This is a genomic window from Microcystis sp. MC19 (genome assembly GCF_003019735.1).
Lineage (GTDB): Bacteria > Cyanobacteriota > Cyanobacteriia > Cyanobacteriales > Microcystaceae > Microcystis.
The window spans coordinates 2,585,053-2,601,660 of the sequence record NZ_CP020664.1 but is presented as its reverse complement, the minus strand read 5'-3'; the positions used below and the strand labels follow the sequence as shown (position 1 = coordinate 2,601,660).

11 protein-coding genes and 1 pseudogene are annotated in these 16,608 nt (G+C 44.2%); 5 read left to right on the top strand and 7 right to left on the bottom strand.

Going from position 1 to position 16,608, the window contains the following annotated elements; all coding sequences use genetic code 11:
- Nucleotides 1-64: 64 nt before the first annotated feature.
- The 3 genes from B5D77_RS13140 to B5D77_RS13130 all read right to left on the bottom strand — a co-directional run bounded on the left by B5D77_RS13140 (nt 65) and on the right by B5D77_RS13130 (nt 2,565).
- The gene (locus tag B5D77_RS13140) at nt 65-262 is read right to left on the bottom strand and encodes a hypothetical protein (RefSeq protein WP_106908982.1); all 198 of its coding nucleotides are present in this window, start codon (nt 260-262) and stop codon (nt 65-67) included.
- 76 nt (nt 263-338) lie between these two features.
- Nucleotides 339-1,532, bottom strand: coding sequence for a Coenzyme F420 hydrogenase/dehydrogenase, beta subunit C-terminal domain (locus B5D77_RS13135; protein ID WP_106908981.1), 1,194 nt, complete (start codon nt 1,530-1,532; stop codon nt 339-341).
- Nucleotides 1,533-1,647: 115 nt separating this feature from the next.
- The gene (locus B5D77_RS13130) at nt 1,648-2,565 is read right to left on the bottom strand and encodes a histone deacetylase (RefSeq protein WP_008197412.1); all 918 of its coding nucleotides are present in this window, start codon (nt 2,563-2,565) and stop codon (nt 1,648-1,650) included.
- A gap of 436 nt (nt 2,566-3,001) precedes the next feature.
- Between B5D77_RS13130 and B5D77_RS13120 the strand changes: the two are divergent.
- Nucleotides 3,002-3,840: pseudogene (locus B5D77_RS13120) on the top strand (alpha/beta fold hydrolase).
- Between the two features lie 291 nt (nt 3,841-4,131).
- Here the strand turns inward: B5D77_RS13120 and B5D77_RS13115 are convergent.
- Nucleotides 4,132-5,556 (bottom strand): ammonium transporter, encoded by a 1,425-nt coding sequence (locus B5D77_RS13115; protein ID WP_106908980.1) that lies wholly within the window; start codon nt 5,554-5,556, stop codon nt 4,132-4,134.
- 175 nt (nt 5,557-5,731) lie between these two features.
- A complete protein-coding gene (locus tag B5D77_RS13110; RefSeq protein ID WP_008197408.1) occupies nt 5,732-7,168 on the bottom strand; it encodes an ammonium transporter in 1,437 nt (478 codons plus the stop codon).
- Between the two features lie 515 nt (nt 7,169-7,683).
- On the opposite strand from B5D77_RS13110, the gene ribD reads away from it, so the two are divergent.
- From ribD to B5D77_RS13090, 4 genes are all read left to right on the top strand, one after another.
- Nucleotides 7,684-8,781, top strand: a complete 1,098-nt coding sequence (gene ribD, locus B5D77_RS13105) for a bifunctional diaminohydroxyphosphoribosylaminopyrimidine deaminase/5-amino-6-(5-phosphoribosylamino)uracil reductase RibD (protein ID WP_008197407.1) — start codon at nt 7,684-7,686, stop codon at nt 8,779-8,781.
- Between the two features lie 259 nt (nt 8,782-9,040).
- Nucleotides 9,041-11,014 (top strand): molecular chaperone HtpG, encoded by a 1,974-nt coding sequence (gene htpG / locus B5D77_RS13100; RefSeq protein ID WP_106910002.1) that lies wholly within the window; start codon nt 9,041-9,043, stop codon nt 11,012-11,014.
- Between the two features lie 379 nt (nt 11,015-11,393).
- Nucleotides 11,394-12,896, top strand: coding sequence for a DEAD/DEAH box helicase (locus B5D77_RS13095; RefSeq protein WP_106908979.1), 1,503 nt, complete (start codon nt 11,394-11,396; stop codon nt 12,894-12,896).
- Nucleotides 12,897-13,104: 208 nt separating this feature from the next.
- A complete protein-coding gene (locus tag B5D77_RS13090; RefSeq protein WP_046663238.1) occupies nt 13,105-13,455 on the top strand; it encodes a 4a-hydroxytetrahydrobiopterin dehydratase in 351 nt (116 codons plus the stop codon).
- On the opposite strand, the gene B5D77_RS13085 is transcribed toward B5D77_RS13090, so the two are convergent.
- Nucleotides 13,452-14,330, bottom strand: coding sequence for an NAD(P)-dependent oxidoreductase (locus tag B5D77_RS13085; protein WP_106908978.1), 879 nt, complete (start codon nt 14,328-14,330; stop codon nt 13,452-13,454). The genes B5D77_RS13090 and B5D77_RS13085 overlap by 4 nt on opposite strands.
- Nucleotides 14,331-14,662: 332 nt before the next feature.
- Nucleotides 14,663-16,555, bottom strand: a complete 1,893-nt coding sequence (locus B5D77_RS13080; protein ID WP_106908977.1) for a BRCT domain-containing protein — start codon at nt 16,553-16,555, stop codon at nt 14,663-14,665.
- Nucleotides 16,556-16,608 lie beyond the last annotated feature (53 nt).

Sequence of the window (16,608 nt, the reverse complement as noted above, 5' to 3'; positions counted from 1 at the left end):
GGCTTTTGTCAAGAGAAAATTTGACAACATCCAGATTTAGTCGTAACGCATCACCTATCATCGACTATGATTGAATTAACCACTGATAACTGATAACTGATAACTGATAACTGATAACTGATAACTGATAACTGATAACTGATAACTGATAACTGATAACTGATAACTGATAACTGATAACTGATAACTGATAACTGATAGCTGATAACTGATAACTGATAACTGATAACTGATAAGAGATTGTCGAAGAAGGGGTGAACATTCGGGGGATAACCTATGGCTGAAACCGTAGATTTCCTATCCGAATGTTGCGCCCCTACTTTTTCAGCATACCCTAATTAATCGGGCAATTTATACTGTTCCACAATCTTTTTAGCATATTCAGGAACATGAGCCGCTAATTTTTCAGGATAATTACGTTTAACATAAAGGTAATTACGGGTAAAGTGAGAATCGATAGAAAAGCGAGCATATTCTAACCCTTTAGGCCCGATTTTTTCAATTACTACTCCCATCATTTTTGCCGCCCACATCGGCAAGGTTACACCTTTATCATAGGCAGGAATGCTATTTTGTACCGCCTGTTTTCTATCACCACTAGACATAACATCTTGGGTGTCTAATTGGTCTTTAACTAACTCTAACATTTCCTTGCCCGTATCATTACGAACCATAATCCATTGCCAGCCAAAAGGTGCGCCCATATAGCCCACAACCAAATCGGCAAGGGAGTTAACGTAATCAAAACAAGTCATACAGGAAGGGGCAAAAACATCTTTTAATTTATTAGTCTTTAAGCCAAAAAAAGGAACCATTTCGATGGAGCCATCTTCGTGTTTAAAGTGTACCCGAAAATCCTGCATAAATTCGTAGTGAACCACGGTTCCTGGGGAACGACTGGTAGTTTCTAGAAACTTTTGCAGTCCTGAGCGGGTGACATTATCGACGCAGGGAGTTCCTAAGACATATAACTTTTCTAAGCCTAATTTTTTTTCTACTGCTCTTAGGGCTTGAATTTGACAACCAACTCCGATAACTAATAACCGTTTCATGCCCGATTTTTCAATTTCTTCTAGGACTGATAAATTGGGAGAAAGAGTCGGTTTATTAACTTTAGCGGCGAGAATTTCTTCCGTGGTACGGGCAAGAATCGGCTGCGGTTGAAAGCGATCCTCGGCGGTATTCTGCACACAAACCACCCCTTCTACTAAACCACGATTGAGCATTTCACAGGCAATTGTGCTGACGATTCCTGTCCATTGCGCCCCAGGGATAGCTTGTTTTTTCTTGGCAGCCATCATCTCTTGATGAACGCCAAAATAGAGATCATTTTCCTGATTTAAGTCGCGACTTTTGCCGTGTGCTGCTGCTTCTAAATCGGCGATTTGTTGATTGAGAAAAGCACAAGCTTCTTTAACATAGTGAATATAATAAGTGTCACAAAGTCCGCACTCGCTACACAATTCTTTGGCAGGACGACGACTATTTGACTTGAGGGCTTTGGCTTTTAGGTGTGGCGCAAGCGAGTTCATAATCTTAAAAAGCAACTAGGTCAAGGGTTTTTTTCTATCGATTGTTTACCTTACCGCATTAGATCACTTTGTTACCAATCTTTTTAAAGAAATGTAACGATTACCCGGAATAGGATCAGAGCAAAGCTTCTAAGGTGGCGACGACGGAAGCCGCTAAAGTTTCTAAATCATAACCACCTTCTAAGCCGAAAAGTAGCGGTTTATTGAGAGTTAAGAGGTATTTGGTTAAAATTCCATAATCCTGTGGGTGTAAACAAATTCCCGCCAGAGGATCCGCTTGATTGGCATCATATCCAGCACTAACAATCACTAAATCCGGTTGAAAATTTTTCAGAAAAGGTATGACTTGCCCCTCAAAATGTTCTTGATAATCTTTAATCGTACTTCCCGCCGATAAGGGAATATTCAAAACATTATTAAACTCCCCTTTTTCTCTCGCTTCTCCCGTGCCGGGATAGAAGGGGAATTGATGGAGGGAGCAATAGGCAATCTGGGGATGATTTTCGACTATATCCTGGGTGCCATTGCCGTGATGTACGTCCCAATCGAGAATCGCTACTTTTTGCACTCTTTTGTTTTCTAAAGCATAATAAGCGGCAATAGCAGCATTAGAAAACAGACAGAAACCCATGCCATAATTAGAAGTGGCATGATGTCCGGGTGGACGGGCTAAAATAAAGGCAGGATCGCCGGTGGATAAGACTCGATCGACTCCATCTAACCATCCACTAACCGCTAGTAACGCCACATCGTAACTACGGGCAGAAACGGGAGTATCGGCATCCAATCTTCCCCCACCCCGTTGACAAATTCGCCGCAATCTATCAACATAATCTTGATTATGAACTTGTTTAATCAAAGGAATTACTTCGTCGCGAATTTCGAGCGGTGTCGGTAAATGCCATGTTAATTTTGACTGCCATTTTGTTTGTTTTAAAGCCTCGACAATTGCCGTTAAGCGCGCCGCTTTTTCGGGATGGTAAATACCTGTATCGTGATCGAGAAATTCCTCGGAATAGATAATCGAGATCATAATCAAATTACTGCTTAACTCGTTGATTTTTGAGCAACCCAATGATTTTAATCTATCAGAAAAACAGGGGCTTGAGGAACTATAGTGAAAAAACTTTACTGATTGGACCACTTTTGCCGGATGATGCAATTATCTCCCCCTCAGGTGACAGGAAGCAAAAATGCTGGCTCTTCTAGGTTCTGTGTGATCAGTTTAACTTACAATATGATCGATCAATCTTTGTGTCCTTTGTGTCTTTGTGGTTCGTTCCACTCACTCGCCAGCAGGACTGTATCCTAGAATACATTTTACCCACCAAACCTGGGAGAGCCAAATGCTGACAAATTTTCGGAAATTTCAGCTAGAAGTTATACTAAATCCAGTTATTAAAGACTGATTATTTATTCCCCCTTTTGCCTCTTGCCTATTGCCTATTGCCTGTCCTGATAAGTAGCCTATACTCAACGGATTTAGTATTAATGGCATTACTATCAATGGTGTCAAAGGTGGGCGCAGTTTTCCGCTGCTTTTGCTCCATGGTTATCCCCAAACCCATCAAATGTGGCATAAAATCGCCCCCCGATTAGCGGCTAATTTTACGGTGATCGCCACAAATCTGCGCCGCTACGGGGATGGCGATAAACCCTTACCCCTAGAGGATTCTAGCAATTATTGCAAGCGGGTGATGGCCCTCGATCAGGTGTTGCTGATGGAAAAATTGGGTTATCAGGAGTTTTATCTGATCGGTCATGATCGAGGGGCGCAAGTTTTTTACCATCTCGCCCTCGATTTCCCCGAAAAGGTAAAAAAATCGTTTTACTCGATATAGCCCCAACGCTGGCGATGTACGAGGCTACAGAGCAAACTTTTGCCACTGCCTACTATCATTGGTTCTTCTTGATTCAGCCTTCCCCTTTTCCTGAAACCCTGATCGCCGCTAATCCCGATTATTATCTGCAACATTGCTGGCAAAGTTGGGGGCGAGATTTTAGCGCTTTTACAGAGGAAGCTTTGTTGTTTTCGAGATTTAAGCACGATAACCGCCACCTGTGCCGATGATCGGGCCGCCGCTACCATCGATTTAGAGCATGATCGTCAGGATTTAGAACGGAAAATTTCCTCTCCCCTCTTGGTTCTTTGGGGAAAAAAAGGTTTCATTGCTCGTCAATACGATCTATCGCTCTTTGGCAGCAGCGAGCTAATCAAGTCACCAGACAAGCGATCGCCAGTGGTCATTTTTTACCGGAAGAAGCACCGGAAGAGACGGCACAGGAGATCGAGGATTTTCTTGGCTAAGTAAAGAGATTGACGACCAAATTCTCCGAGTTAGGAGCCTGAAGACAGGAGGGAAATCCTTAGCTAATTAGGTTTTCACTTTGACAAAATTATGCTCCTGTTAGAATCTTGAACCTAAGATACTTATTAAAGGCAGCTCCACCTATACAATTGCTGAGTTAGCTGGCCTACAAATTTCTTGATTCTTGCTGGCAAGAATCGCTAATTTTTGACTGTCTTGCCCATGTTCGGCCAAGTTTCACAGAGACGAAACTTCGCCTCTGTTAGCCGCACCGATAGCCGATTGAATCGCTAATAATTTTCTTGCGGATTTGTGGCAGCAGGATTTTCTTGGTAGGAAAAGCTGTTACCAAACTCGAATTCCTGTCCGTAGGCTTCCTCTCCGTGTTGAGGCACATCTAACCCTTCTGCTTCCGTATTCGGTTTAACCCGCAGCTCCATAAATAAACTGAGAACTTTCAGGATGACAAAAGTACCGACGGCAGCAAAGATATAAGTAGCGGCAACGCCAACAAATTGCGTCCACAGTAACCCCGGATTCCCAAAAAATAAACCATCATTTCCGGCTGAATTAACCGCTTTTGTGGCAAAAAGCCCCGTAAGCAGCGCCCCTATCGTTCCGCCGACACCATGGACGGGATAGGTATCCAAAGAATCATCAAAGCGCAATTTTGCCCGGAGACTAACCGCAAAAAAACAGGTAAGGGCAGTGATCGAACCAATGAGAATCGCCCCAATCGGCAGCACATAGCCGGCAGCCGGAGTTATACCGACTAATCCCCCTAAAAATCCACTAGCAATGCCGATCGCCGTCGGTTTAGCCCGTAAAATCCATTCTATAAGCATCCATGTCAAACCACCAGCCGAAGCTGCGATACTGGTATTAACAAAAGCTGTCGTGGCTAGGGAACTAGAGGAAAGCGCACTACCCCCATTAAAACCAAACCAACCGAACCAGAGTAAACCGATACCTAGGAGAACAAAAGGCACATTATGGGGTGCGTAGGTTTGGGTGCCAAAACTGCGACGCGGGCCAATCACCCAAGCGGCCACCAGTGCGGAAATCCCGGAACTAATGTGAACAACGGTTCCACCGGCGAAATCCAGCGCCCCGGTGGCAGCCAACCAACCCTTACCCCAAACCCAGTGAGCTAGGGGAGAATAGATAAAAGTGGACCAAAGCAGTAAAAACCAAAAATAGGCTTTAAAGTTGACCCGTTCTACGATCGCCCCCGAAATTAAAGCCGGGGTGATGATCGCAAACATCATCTGATAGACCATAAACACTTGATGGGGAACGGTGGGTGCATAACCGATATTGTCAGGTGTGGCCGCGGTGACACCGTTAAGAAAAATCCAATCCAGTCCCCCGATCAAAGCTTCAATTCCCTCGCCAAAACCACTTTTACCCGGGGTGACATCGAAAGCGAGACTATAACCCCACAGCACCCAAGTTACACCGATGACGCCCATGGCCACCAAACTCATCATCATGGTGTTGAGGACGTTACGCGAACGCACTAAACCCCCATAAAAAAAAGCCAGTCCGGGGGTCATTAATAAAACTAAAGCCGACGAGATCAGCATCCAAGCGGTATCTCCAGCACTAATCGGATTGGGGGGAGCGGCGGCGATGGTTTCCGCAAAAACTGGGGCAACTCCGCAATTGAATCCCAGTGCCAGCAAAAGTATGGTTATTCCTACGATCTTTTTCATTGACGGTTGCTGCCTAGTAGCAAGATTAATTTTTTCTGTCCGGAAAGAGACAAAAAACCGAAAGAGAAAAGGTTTAGAAGCCAATTATAGCCACCGATCGCAGCGGGGCGAGGCCTTCTTCCTTTTCTCTTTAACTTTGTCGGGGATCAATTAATCTATCTTTACAAGGTTTAACCTAACGACTGCTAGGCGTTTCCATGTCAACACTGGAAGCATAATGGCCGCCGGTAACGATATCGGACTCCTTGACGAAACCGCTATAGGCTTCCATCCCGTGTTCACCCACATCCAAACCTTCCATTTCTTCTTCGGGAGTAACACGAATACCGAGGGTCGCCTTGAGGATTGTCCAAACAATACCACTAACAATCAGGGTAAATGCCCCTACTGCCACAATTCCGATAATTTGGTTAATAAACAGTTGGAATTGACCGGTGATTAAACCCGCATCTTTGTTGAAGATACCGACGGCTAAAGTTCCAAACACACCACAGACGAGGTGAACGGAAGTCGCACCCACGGGGTCATCAATTTTCAGGTTATCGAAGAAAGCCACCGAGTACACCACGACCACACCGGCAATTAAACCGATGATTGCCGCCGACCAATAGGATACACCATCACAACCGGCAGTAACGGCTACTAAACCGGCCAGAATACCGTTAATAATCATCGAAAGGTCGGGTTTACCATCTTTCGCCCAAGCGGTAAAGGTAGCGGCAATGCCGCCCGCGGCCCCGGCGAGGTTAGTGGTGACAGCGATATAGGGTACAGTTTCATTAACCGCTAAAGTAGAACCGGGGTTAAAACCAAACCAGCCAATCCAGAGAATTAAACAACCCAGGGTCGCAATACTCATGTTATGGCCGGGTAAGGCATTGGTGCGACCGTTGATGTATTTACCCATTCTCGGGCCGAGAATTGCCGCCCCGGTTAAGGCAGACCAACCACCGACCGAGTGAACTACCGTCGAACCGGCGAAGTCCTTAAAACCAAGGTCGGCTAACCAACCGCCACCCCACACCCAGTGACCGGTGATCGGGTACATGATACCAACGATAATTAAGCTAAAAACGAGGAAATCGGTGAATTTAATCCGTTCTGCCACTGCCCCAGATACAATGGTTGCCGCCGTTCCCGCGAAAGCGACTTGGAACAGGAAGAACACCGAGGTGGGCAAAGAGGCAGGCATAACGTAGGTGGCGGGATCGCTACTGCTAAGGAACCAACCTCCCGTACCGAAAAATTCGTTACTGACAGACCCGAACATCAGGGAGAAACCGATCGCCCAAAATGATATGGTGGAGAGGGCGAAAACGATCAGGTTTTTGGCCAGAACGTTAACGGCGTTTTTCTGACGACAGAATCCCGTTTCTAGCATCGCAAAACCCGCATTCATAAAGATCACGAGGATGGCGGCAATTAAAACCCAGATTGTATTGAGGGCGTTTTGGACATCTTCGGGGGTTAGGGGTTTCGCATCCTGGGCCTGTACGGCCGTGTTCCAAACCACAAAAATAATCGCAGACAAGGGAACACAGGCTAACCAGACAGGGTTAATTTTGGGTAACAAACCGACAAGTTCCCCAGATTTTCGAGCAATTCGTTTCATCGTTAATTCGTTTACTTTGTTGAGTTAGTAGGTCGATTCATTACTTTTGAAAATAATCACCGAGCAATTATGTCCGTTCAACCGCTAAATCCTAGGAACAGGGGTCAATCATTTCAGAAGACCAAACACCTAGGGATTTATCTTGATGTGTGAGTAGTCAATGTTTTTCGATCTTTGTTGTTTTGATTTGAGATTTCTGTATCCTCTGATACGTTTCACTTTAAAATAATAATAGTAGAGAAGTTATCAATTATCAGTTATCAGTTAGAAAGGGGATATAGGGGTTTAGGAATTTAGGTATTTAGGGGTTTAGGGGTTTAGGGAAATTTCAGCCAAATGCCCCACTACCCCCCGCAACGCACACGAAGTGGTCTCCCCATCTCCCCACACCCCATCACCCCATCACCCCCATCTCCTAATTCATAATTCATAATTTATAATCTATAATTCCCACTGATCACCGATTACTGTTTACTGATCACTGAAAACTCTCCCCTCCTTTGGAGAAATCAACCATGGCCCGGGCAACGGAATTCGATCGCACAATGATGCAAAGATGTCTAACCCTTGCTAGGCAAGCCTTGGGGCGGACTTCTCCTAATCCTTTGGTGGGTTCTGTGATCGTTCAAGAGGGTACAATTATCGGCGAAGGTTTTCACCCAGGGGCCGGACAACCCCATGCAGAAGTTTTCGCCCTGAGACAGGCAGCAGAAAAAGCTCGTGGTGCCACTTTATACGTCAATCTTGAACCCTGTAACCACTATGGACGGACTCCCCCCTGTAGCGAGGCAATTGTGCAAGCAGGCATTAAAAAAGTGGTGGTGGGGATGATCGATCCTAATCCCCTAGTGGCGGGGAAAGGCATTCAAAGATTAGAATCGGCAGGCATCGAGACGCTGGTGGGAGTGGAGGAGTCCGAATGTCGTCAACTCAATCAGGGTTTTATCCATCGCATCACCGCTAAAAAACCCTTCGGTATTCTCAAATATGCCATGACTCTCGATGGCAAAATTGCCGCCACTAGCGGTCATAGCGCCTGGATTACTAGCCCCGCTTCTCGCCAAATAGTCCATCAATTGCGATCGGCCTGTGATGCGATTATCGTCGGCGGTAGCACTGTCCGTCAAGATAATCCCCACCTTACCACTCACGGCCTCTCCGATCATAATCCCCTGCGCGTGGTCATGACTCGATCGCTCGATTTACCTCCCTCGGCCCATCTTTGGGATACCAGTCAATTTCCCACCCTTGTCTATACACAAATTGATGCTAATGTCAAGCTTCAGCAACAATTATTAACAAAAGGCGTGGAAGTGATCGAACTCACCGAGGTGACACCCACTTTAGTGATGGAAAATCTTTATCAGAGGGGATTTTGTCAGGTTTTGTGGGAGTGCGGCGGCGGTTTAAGCGCCGCCGCGATCGCTGAGGGCATGGTACAAAAAATTATCGCTTTTATTGCGCCCAAAATCATCGGCGGAATCAAGGCACCTACTGCCGTGGGTGATTTAGGTTTCCAGTTAATGAGCCAAGCTTTACAGTTAGAAAATGTCACGGTTAATTATCTCAATCCCGATATTTTGATTGAGGGATATCTGCAAAGTAAACAGTAGAGCTACTGCAATTCCCCCTCAATCGGCAAATCTCAACCAACCGCTTGCAAAAGTCAAAAAGTCATCAATAACTGCGATAATCTGGCACTTACCCCTAATTTTTGCGATCAAGTTCTAGAAATCGCCCCGCTGCCGTTAAATACCTTTATCGGTACGGTTATCCCCCTAGAAGAAGTTGGGCAATCGCTCTGTGATCAATGCTGCCATTATCGAGCAAAATAAAAAAGTTAGAATAGTCAAGCCCTTAGTGATTGAACGTATGACGGTACTCGAAAAAGGTAATATCACGATTCATACCGAGAATATCTTCCCTATTATCAAAAAATCTCTCTACACTGACCATGAAATTTTTCTGCGGGAATTGATATCCAATAGTGTTGATGCCATCTCGAAATTAAAAATGGCTTCCTTAGCAGGAGAAGCGAGAGGAGAAGTCCCCGAACCAGAAATTAATCTCGCCATCGATAAAGAAAATCGTACCCTATCAATTACCGATAATGGTATCGGGATGACGGCGGAAGAAATCAAGAAATATATTAACCAAGTTGCCTTTTCCAGTGCGGAAGAATTTATCAATAAATACCAAAAATCAGCCAACGATTTAATCGGTCATTTTGGCCTAGGTTTTTATTCGGCTTTTATGGTGGCTAAAAAGGTAGAGATTGATACTCTTTCCTATCAGGAAGGTGCTACCCCTGTCCATTGGTGCTGTGATGGTTCTCCAGAGTTTGAACTAACCGATTCTTCCCGCAGCCAAATCGGCACCACTATCACCCTAACTTTAATGGATGAGGAAGGGGAATATTTAGAACCTGCCCGCATTCGCCAGTTAGTCAAAACCTACTCGGATTTTATGCCCGTTCCCATTAAAATTGATGGGGAAGTGATTAATCAACAACGGGCTTTATGGAAAGAATCTCCTCAAAATCTGACGAAAGAAGACTACCTAGAATTCTATCGTTATCTCTATCCTTTCCAAGAAGAACCTTTACTCTGGGTACATCTGAATACTGATTATCCTTTCCTGCTCAATGGCATTCTCTATTTTCCCAAACTCAGACCGGATGTGGATGTCTCAAAAGGACAGTTAAAGTTATTCTGTAATCAGGTTTTTGTCAGTGATCATTGCGAGGAAATTATTCCCGATTTCCTGATACCCTTGCGAGGAGTTATCGATAGTCCAGATATTCCTTTAAATGTATCTCGAAGTGCTTTAACCAAAGATCGTACCGTTCGCCGTATTGCCGATTTTATTGCCAAAAAAATTGCTGATCGCCTCAAATCTCTATACAATGAAGACGCAAAAGAATATATTCGTTGTTGGGGAGATGTGGGAACCTTTATTAAATTTGGTTCCTTGAAAGAGGATAAATTTAAACAGCAGGTAGAAGATATTTTAATCTATCGGACTACCTACAAACCCCCAGAAACCCCAGTACAAGTGGAAGTGCAAACCGCCGAAGGTGACGCATGGCAAGAAGCAACGGCGAAAACTCCCCTAGAAGCGATCGAACAGGAAGGTTATACTACTCTCAAAGCCTACCTAGAACGCCATAAAGAACGCCACGAAAATCGAGTTTTTTACTGTACCGATCCTCGTAGTCAATCCACCTACGTTGAACTCTACAAAAATCAAGGGTTAGAGATCCTTTTCTTTGATTCTTTCATCGATACTAATTACTTTATTCCTTTCCTAGAAAGAGAATACTCCGATGTAAAATTCACCCGGGTTGATTCTGAACTAGACTCGACGCTGCTCGAACAGGATCAAGCTAGTGAAATTATCGATCCCGGTAGTAATAAAACCCGGGCTGAATTGATCAAAGAAATTTTCGCCAAAGCTCTCGATAATTCCCGCATCAATATCAAAACTGAAGCCTTGAAATCCGATGATCCCCAAGCTACTCCCCCAGCAATTGTCTTACTTCCAGAAGCGATGCGACGCTTACAGGAAATGACGGCAATGATGCAACAAAAAGCCATGGCTTTCCCCGAAGAACATATTCTGATGATTAATACTAATCATCCCCTAATTCAACAGATTGTCCAGATTAGTCAGGGAAGTATTGTTACTGGTAGCGGCGAATCTCCATCGGCGCAATTAGCGAAAATGCTCTGTCAGCACGTTTATGATTTAGCTTTAATCGCTCAAAAAGGATTTGATGCCGAGGGAATGCAAGCTTTTGTGGAACGTTCCAATCGCGTTCTGACTAAGCTAACCGAAAAGATTTAATCTATTGCCAAACTTTTGCTGTTTCGATATGCTGAGAGTGTGTTAATTCACACTCTATTTTTTTAGCCTGATCAATATGATCTAACGATAAGCTATCTTGCCGCCGTCAGCCTTGAATCAGTTATCAGTTATCAGTTATCAGTTATCAGTTATCAGTTATCAGATGTAAGTTTTCAGTTCACTTATACTGTTTACTGTTTACTGTTTACTGATAACTAGGGAGGCACAATTATTTGTAGGATGGGTTAGGGGTAGCGTAACATGAGCGGGCGTTGGGTTTCATGCTTCAACCGTTCGGCAAAAGCTCACGGACGAAGCCCAACCTAGGTTCTGTTTACTGTTTACTGATAACTGATAACTGATAACTGATAACTGAAAAATGCGCTTACCCACCCTCAAATATGAGCGAGGAACCTTAATTCTCCATCCACCACCAAAAGGGAAAAAATGGCTAGATTTTGCCACTTGGGATGATCGTATCGAAAGATTTCGCATTTTGGCCATTCATTATCGTCCTCTCGTGGAAACCCTACAGGAGGAGGGCATTAACTTCCAAGATGAAGCAAAAGCTTTCAACAATTTAGAATTAATTGCCAGTTTTGAACGGGAACCCTACCCCCACCAAACGGAAGCGTTAATCGCTTGGAAAAAATCCCAGAGAAGGGGTGTTATCGTCCTTCCCACCGCTGCCGGTAAAACCTATCTTGCCCAATTAGCTCTACAATCGACTCCCCGCAGTACCTTAATTATCGTGCCGACTATTGATTTAATGCACCAGTGGTATGCCCAGATGTTGGCGGCTTTTCCCGATGCCGAGGTGGGATTATTAGGGGGAGGTTCTAAGGATAATAGTGCTATTTTAATCGCCACCTATCAAAGTGCGGCAATTTATTCAGAAACTCTTGGCAATCGTTACGCTTTTTTGATTTTTGATGAATGTCATCATTTACCATCGGATTTCTTTCGGAAAATAGCGGAAGATTCGATCGCACCCTATCGTTTAGGCTTAACAGCAACACCGGATCGCGGTGATGGTAGTCATCAAGATTTAGATTATCTTATTGGTGCAATTGTTTATCAAAAAAGTCCCCAAGACTTGTCAGGAAAAGCCCTAGCGGATCATGAAATAATTCAAATCAAAGTGAAACTATCTGCCAAAGAACAGGAAAAATATCAAGAAGCAATTAAAATTCGCAATGATTTTTTAAGAAGAAATAATCTCAGTTTGTCTGGTTTAGATGGTTGGCAAAATTTTGTCATGATTAGTGCCAGAAGTAGCGAAGGGCGCCGGGCCATGTTGGCCCACCGGGAGTCGAAGGAAATATCCTCCGGAACCCAGGGAAAATTGCGGGTTTTAGCCGAGTTAATCTGTGAACACTATCCGGAACCAATTTTAATTTTTACCAACGATAATGCCACAGTTTACCGCATTTCCGAGAGCTTTTTAATACCTGCCATAACCCATCAAACTCCCGTGAAAGAACGCCATGAAATCCTGACCCGTTTTCGTCAGGGAGAATACAAAATTCTGGTGACTTCCCATGTTCTTAATGAAGGGGTTGATGTGCCGGAAGCGCGCATCGCGATTATTTTATCGGGAACCGGTTCCACTAGGGAATATATTCAGCGTTTAGGACGGGTTTTAAGAAAAGGCCAACAAGAGGATAAACGGGCGATTTTGTATGAAGTGATAGCCGAAAATACGACGGAGGAAAAAACCTCCCAACGACGACGGGGAGAGCAGAAAAATAAAACTAGCTATAAAACCAGTAATCGACAATTGGAATTATTGCCTTCTCCTCCGAAAAAATCTTTTTCTTTCCCGAAGGCTGCCGAATCTTCTACCCCTTGGGTAAGTTCTCCAGAGTCAGAGGAAGAATAGAAAATTTCTCTGGGGGATTTTCCTCTATAATAAAGGTAAGTAGGTAGGTGTTAAAAGTTGTCAGATACCCCCCTTATCAAGGGGGGCAGGGGGGACCCCCCCGCCTATCGGCACCCCCCTTATCAAGGGGGGCAGGGGGGACTAGAGGCAAAATCTATCTTCAATTTAATTATAACTACTTACTTAAAAAATCTAGATTGATACCCCTATGACCGAACTTGCCCAACAAAAATGTCAACCTTGTCAATCGGGTTCTTCTCCTATCACTGCCGAGGAAATTACCGCTTTACAGGCTAAAATTCCCGATTGGAATCTCTTAGAATACGAGGGTATTCCCCGTCTGCAAAAACTCTATAAATTTGCCAATTTTCAAGGGGCAATCGCCTTTACTAATGCCGTGGGAGAAGCGGCGGAAAAAGAAGGCCATCACCCCGCTTTATTGACAGAATGGGGTAAAGTTACCGTTTCTTGGTGGACCCATGACGTGGGCGGATTACATCAAAATGATTTCATCATGGCTGCCCGTACCGATGATATTTATCGTCAACAAAAGGCCTAATCGTAGGCGCGAATCATCGCTTGGGTTCCCTGTTTAATTCCCTTGCCTTCGTCCAATTCCGCTACTACTTTAAATAGAGTTTCCGCTAAATCTGTCCCGGGCAGAATTTCCCCGGCTGTCTGGGCAGTTTCTTTGACTAATCGCAAATCTTTTAAGATATGTTCAATCATAAAAGCCGGCTGTAAATCTTGGGCGAGGATTTTTGGTCCCAAATTTTCTAAAGCCCAAGAACCCGCCGCCCCCGTTTTACAGACTTCTATGACTAAATTGGGGTCTAATCCTTGAATTTTTGCCATTTTTAGAGCCTCACACAGCGCCACCATGTGAACCGCCCCCAAGACTTGATTACAGAGTTTTACCGCCTGTCCGTTGCCGATTTCGCCACACCAGCGAATAGTTTTACCCATGGCTTGAAAACAGGGCAGACAAGTCTGAAAATCCGCTTCTTTCCCTCCCACCATAATAGTTAAACTGCCGTTTTTCGCCCCAATATCGCCCCCAGAGACGGGAGCATCGAGAAAACGGAGATTATTTTCCTCTAGCTTTTTACCAATCATCCTAGCGGCTTGAGAGCCAATGGTACTCATATCCACCACCAGAGTTCCCACGGCTGCCGATTCCATGACACCCCCCGGTCCTAAAATTACCGCTTCCACGTCAGGCACATCCCCGACGCAGGTAAAGACAATCTCGGCATCCCTGACGGCGGCGGCGATACTAGAACAAATGTTCGCACCCGCTGCCCCGGCAATGGTTATCCCCGGCGCCTCTGGGGTACGATTCCAAGCATTGACGGCAAAACCTTGACGGACAAGATTAGCCGTCATTGGCGCTCCCATTACTCCTAATCCTAAAAAGGCAATTTTTTGACTCATAATTTTGGTAATTAAGCGAATTATGAATTATGAATTATAAATTATGAATTGTGAATTATGAAGTGGGAATTATGAAGTGGGAAGTTTTGGTTCTTCGGTTTGTGTTATGTAATGGACGGGGGTTATAAGAGATGGAACCCTTATAGAGAAAGACATTGGACGATTTTTGTCAATTGTTTTTGATCTAGAGCGAGCTAATCAGTTAAATCTTTTGCCAGATAAGGATTTAGTCGATTTATGCCCCCCTATCGAACCATAACAAGTAACGAAGAGCCGAAGTTTTTTCAGTAAACAGTGAACTGATAACTGATAACTGATAACTGATAACTGATTTAGGATTCTACCATTTGCAGAAATTGGGCTTCTGAAAGGGTTTTTATGCCTAATTTTTGAGCCTTTTTGAGTTTATCACCGGGAGCTTTACCGAGGAGAATATAATCAGTATTCGCACTGGGGGAACCGGTAACAGTACCACCGACATTAATAATCAATGATTTCACTTTCTCGCGACTGATTTTGCTGAAGGTTCCTAGTATAACTACGGTTTTTCCCCTTAGGGGATTTTCTGCGGATTCTTGACTCGTTTGGACTATCTCCGCTGCGGGTTGCACTTCTAAACTTGTGTCGGCAACCGGGATTTTTTCCGCTGCTACTACAGGGGTTTCCTTGGCAATCACCGGGGGGGTTTCTGGTTCTTCTACTACCGGAGTTTCAATAATAATTGCTTCTGGTTCATTAGTGTTAATGGGGGCAGTTGGTCGAGAAAAATCGTCTCTTTCTTGTTGGAGGTTTTGAATTTTAACCTCCAAAGCGGCGATTTCTTCTTGCTTAGTTGCTAACTCACCCTCAAACTTAATTTTTTCCTTTTCTAAAGCTTTAGCTGCCGTTTTTTTGGCTTCTAAACCTTGAGTTAGTTGGCGATTTTGTTGGCTTAATTCCTCGATATGACGGGAAGTTGTGGTTTCTAATTGGTCTTTTTCGGCACTTAACTGGTGTAGTTGAATCTCTAAATTAGAAATGTTTTCCCGATAGGTTTCTAGCTGTTGGGGTAACTGGGTTAATTCCTGTAATTGCCCTTCTAAATGGGCAATTTTTGCCTGAGAATCGGCCAATTGTTGGGGTAACTGGGTTAATTCCTCTAATTGCCCTTCTAAATTAGCAATTTTTGCCTGAGAATCGGCCAATTGTTGGGGTAACTGGGTTAATTCCTGTAATTGCCCTTCTAAATCAGCAATTTTTTCAGCAGCAGTGGTTAATTCTGCCGATAATTCCCCTTTCTGGGCTGCTAAAGCTTGTAACTCCAGTTTAGCTGCTTCGAGATGAGCGCCGAGACTGTCCTTTTCGTCGGTTATGGCTGTCACTTGAGCGACAGTTTCTTGGAGTTTTATAGTTAAATTGTCGCATTCTTGCCCTAAAGAGAGCGATCGAGTTTGACTTGCGGCTAAATCTTCGCTGAGAGACTTTTTTTGCTGCTCTAACCCGCTAATTTGACCCTGTAAGCTGGCTATTTCCTGCTGTCCTCGCTCATACTGTTCTGTTTGGTCAGCCAGATTCTGTTCTAAGGTTTGAATTTGACTTTGCCAGCTGGGAATTTGGGCGGCTAAATCGCTTAATTCTCGGTTTTTATGCTCTAAATCGGCCACTTTTGCCCTTAATTCCTCGGCTTTTTCTAGTTCTTGCTGTAAGAGAGCTTTATCCTGTTCTAGGGTCTGAATTTGGCTATAGAGAGAGGTGGTCTGTTTTTTGGTCAAATCAAATTGACGGTTAATTTCACCTTTTTGCTGCTCTAAAGTTTGAATTTGTGCTTCTAGGCTAGTAATTTGGGCTTTTTCTCGCTCTAATTGCTCCATCAAACCAGCTTTCTCTGCTTCTATTTCCTTAGCGGTGGTTTTCAGGTGTTCGATTTCACCCTCACCTATCTGGACAGCTTGCTGGAGGGACTGGAGAGAATTTTCTAAATCCGTAGCTTTGTGCTGTAATTGGGCGGAATGTTGTTCTATGTAAATTATTTTGGCGTGCAGCTGCTGATTTTCGTCTTTTAAGTCTGATTGCGCCACATCTAAACCCTTGACTTGAGCCAACAAATCTGAGTTACTTTGCTGTAATTGCGCTTGTGCGGCTAAAAGGGCGGTATTTTTGCTGACGAGACCAGAGCGCGACCAGAGGAATAGTCCACCGAAAACAGCACTTAAACCTAATCCTTCATAAATTAATTCGTTGAGCATATCTACCCTCCTAGACAAGCGAAAAACAGTCACCTAACCGAACTGATGCGGCA

What these genes read in the sequence shown, in the direction of transcription:
- B5D77_RS13140 (WP_106908982.1), bottom strand. Translation starts at nt 262, where the DNA reads ATGTTCACCCCTTCTTCGACAATCTCTTATCAGTTATCAGTTATCAGT.
- B5D77_RS13135 (WP_106908981.1), bottom strand. Translation starts at nt 1,532, where the DNA reads ATGAACTCGCTTGCGCCACACCTAAAAGCCAAAGCCCTCAAGTCAAAT.
- B5D77_RS13130 (WP_008197412.1), bottom strand. Translation starts at nt 2,565, where the DNA reads ATGATCTCGATTATCTATTCCGAGGAATTTCTCGATCACGATACAGGT.
- B5D77_RS13115 (WP_106908980.1), bottom strand. Translation starts at nt 5,556, where the DNA reads ATGAAAAAGATCGTAGGAATAACCATACTTTTGCTGGCACTGGGATTC.
- B5D77_RS13110 (WP_008197408.1), bottom strand. Translation starts at nt 7,168, where the DNA reads ATGAAACGAATTGCTCGAAAATCTGGGGAACTTGTCGGTTTGTTACCC.
- ribD (WP_008197407.1), top strand. Translation starts at nt 7,684, where the DNA reads ATGGCCCGGGCAACGGAATTCGATCGCACAATGATGCAAAGATGTCTA.
- htpG (WP_106910002.1), top strand. Translation starts at nt 9,041, where the DNA reads ATGACGGTACTCGAAAAAGGTAATATCACGATTCATACCGAGAATATC.
- B5D77_RS13095 (WP_106908979.1), top strand. Translation starts at nt 11,394, where the DNA reads ATGCGCTTACCCACCCTCAAATATGAGCGAGGAACCTTAATTCTCCAT.
- B5D77_RS13090 (WP_046663238.1), top strand. Translation starts at nt 13,105, where the DNA reads ATGACCGAACTTGCCCAACAAAAATGTCAACCTTGTCAATCGGGTTCT.
- B5D77_RS13085 (WP_106908978.1), bottom strand. Translation starts at nt 14,330, where the DNA reads ATGAGTCAAAAAATTGCCTTTTTAGGATTAGGAGTAATGGGAGCGCCA.
- B5D77_RS13080 (WP_106908977.1), bottom strand. Translation starts at nt 16,555, where the DNA reads ATGCTCAACGAATTAATTTATGAAGGATTAGGTTTAAGTGCTGTTTTC.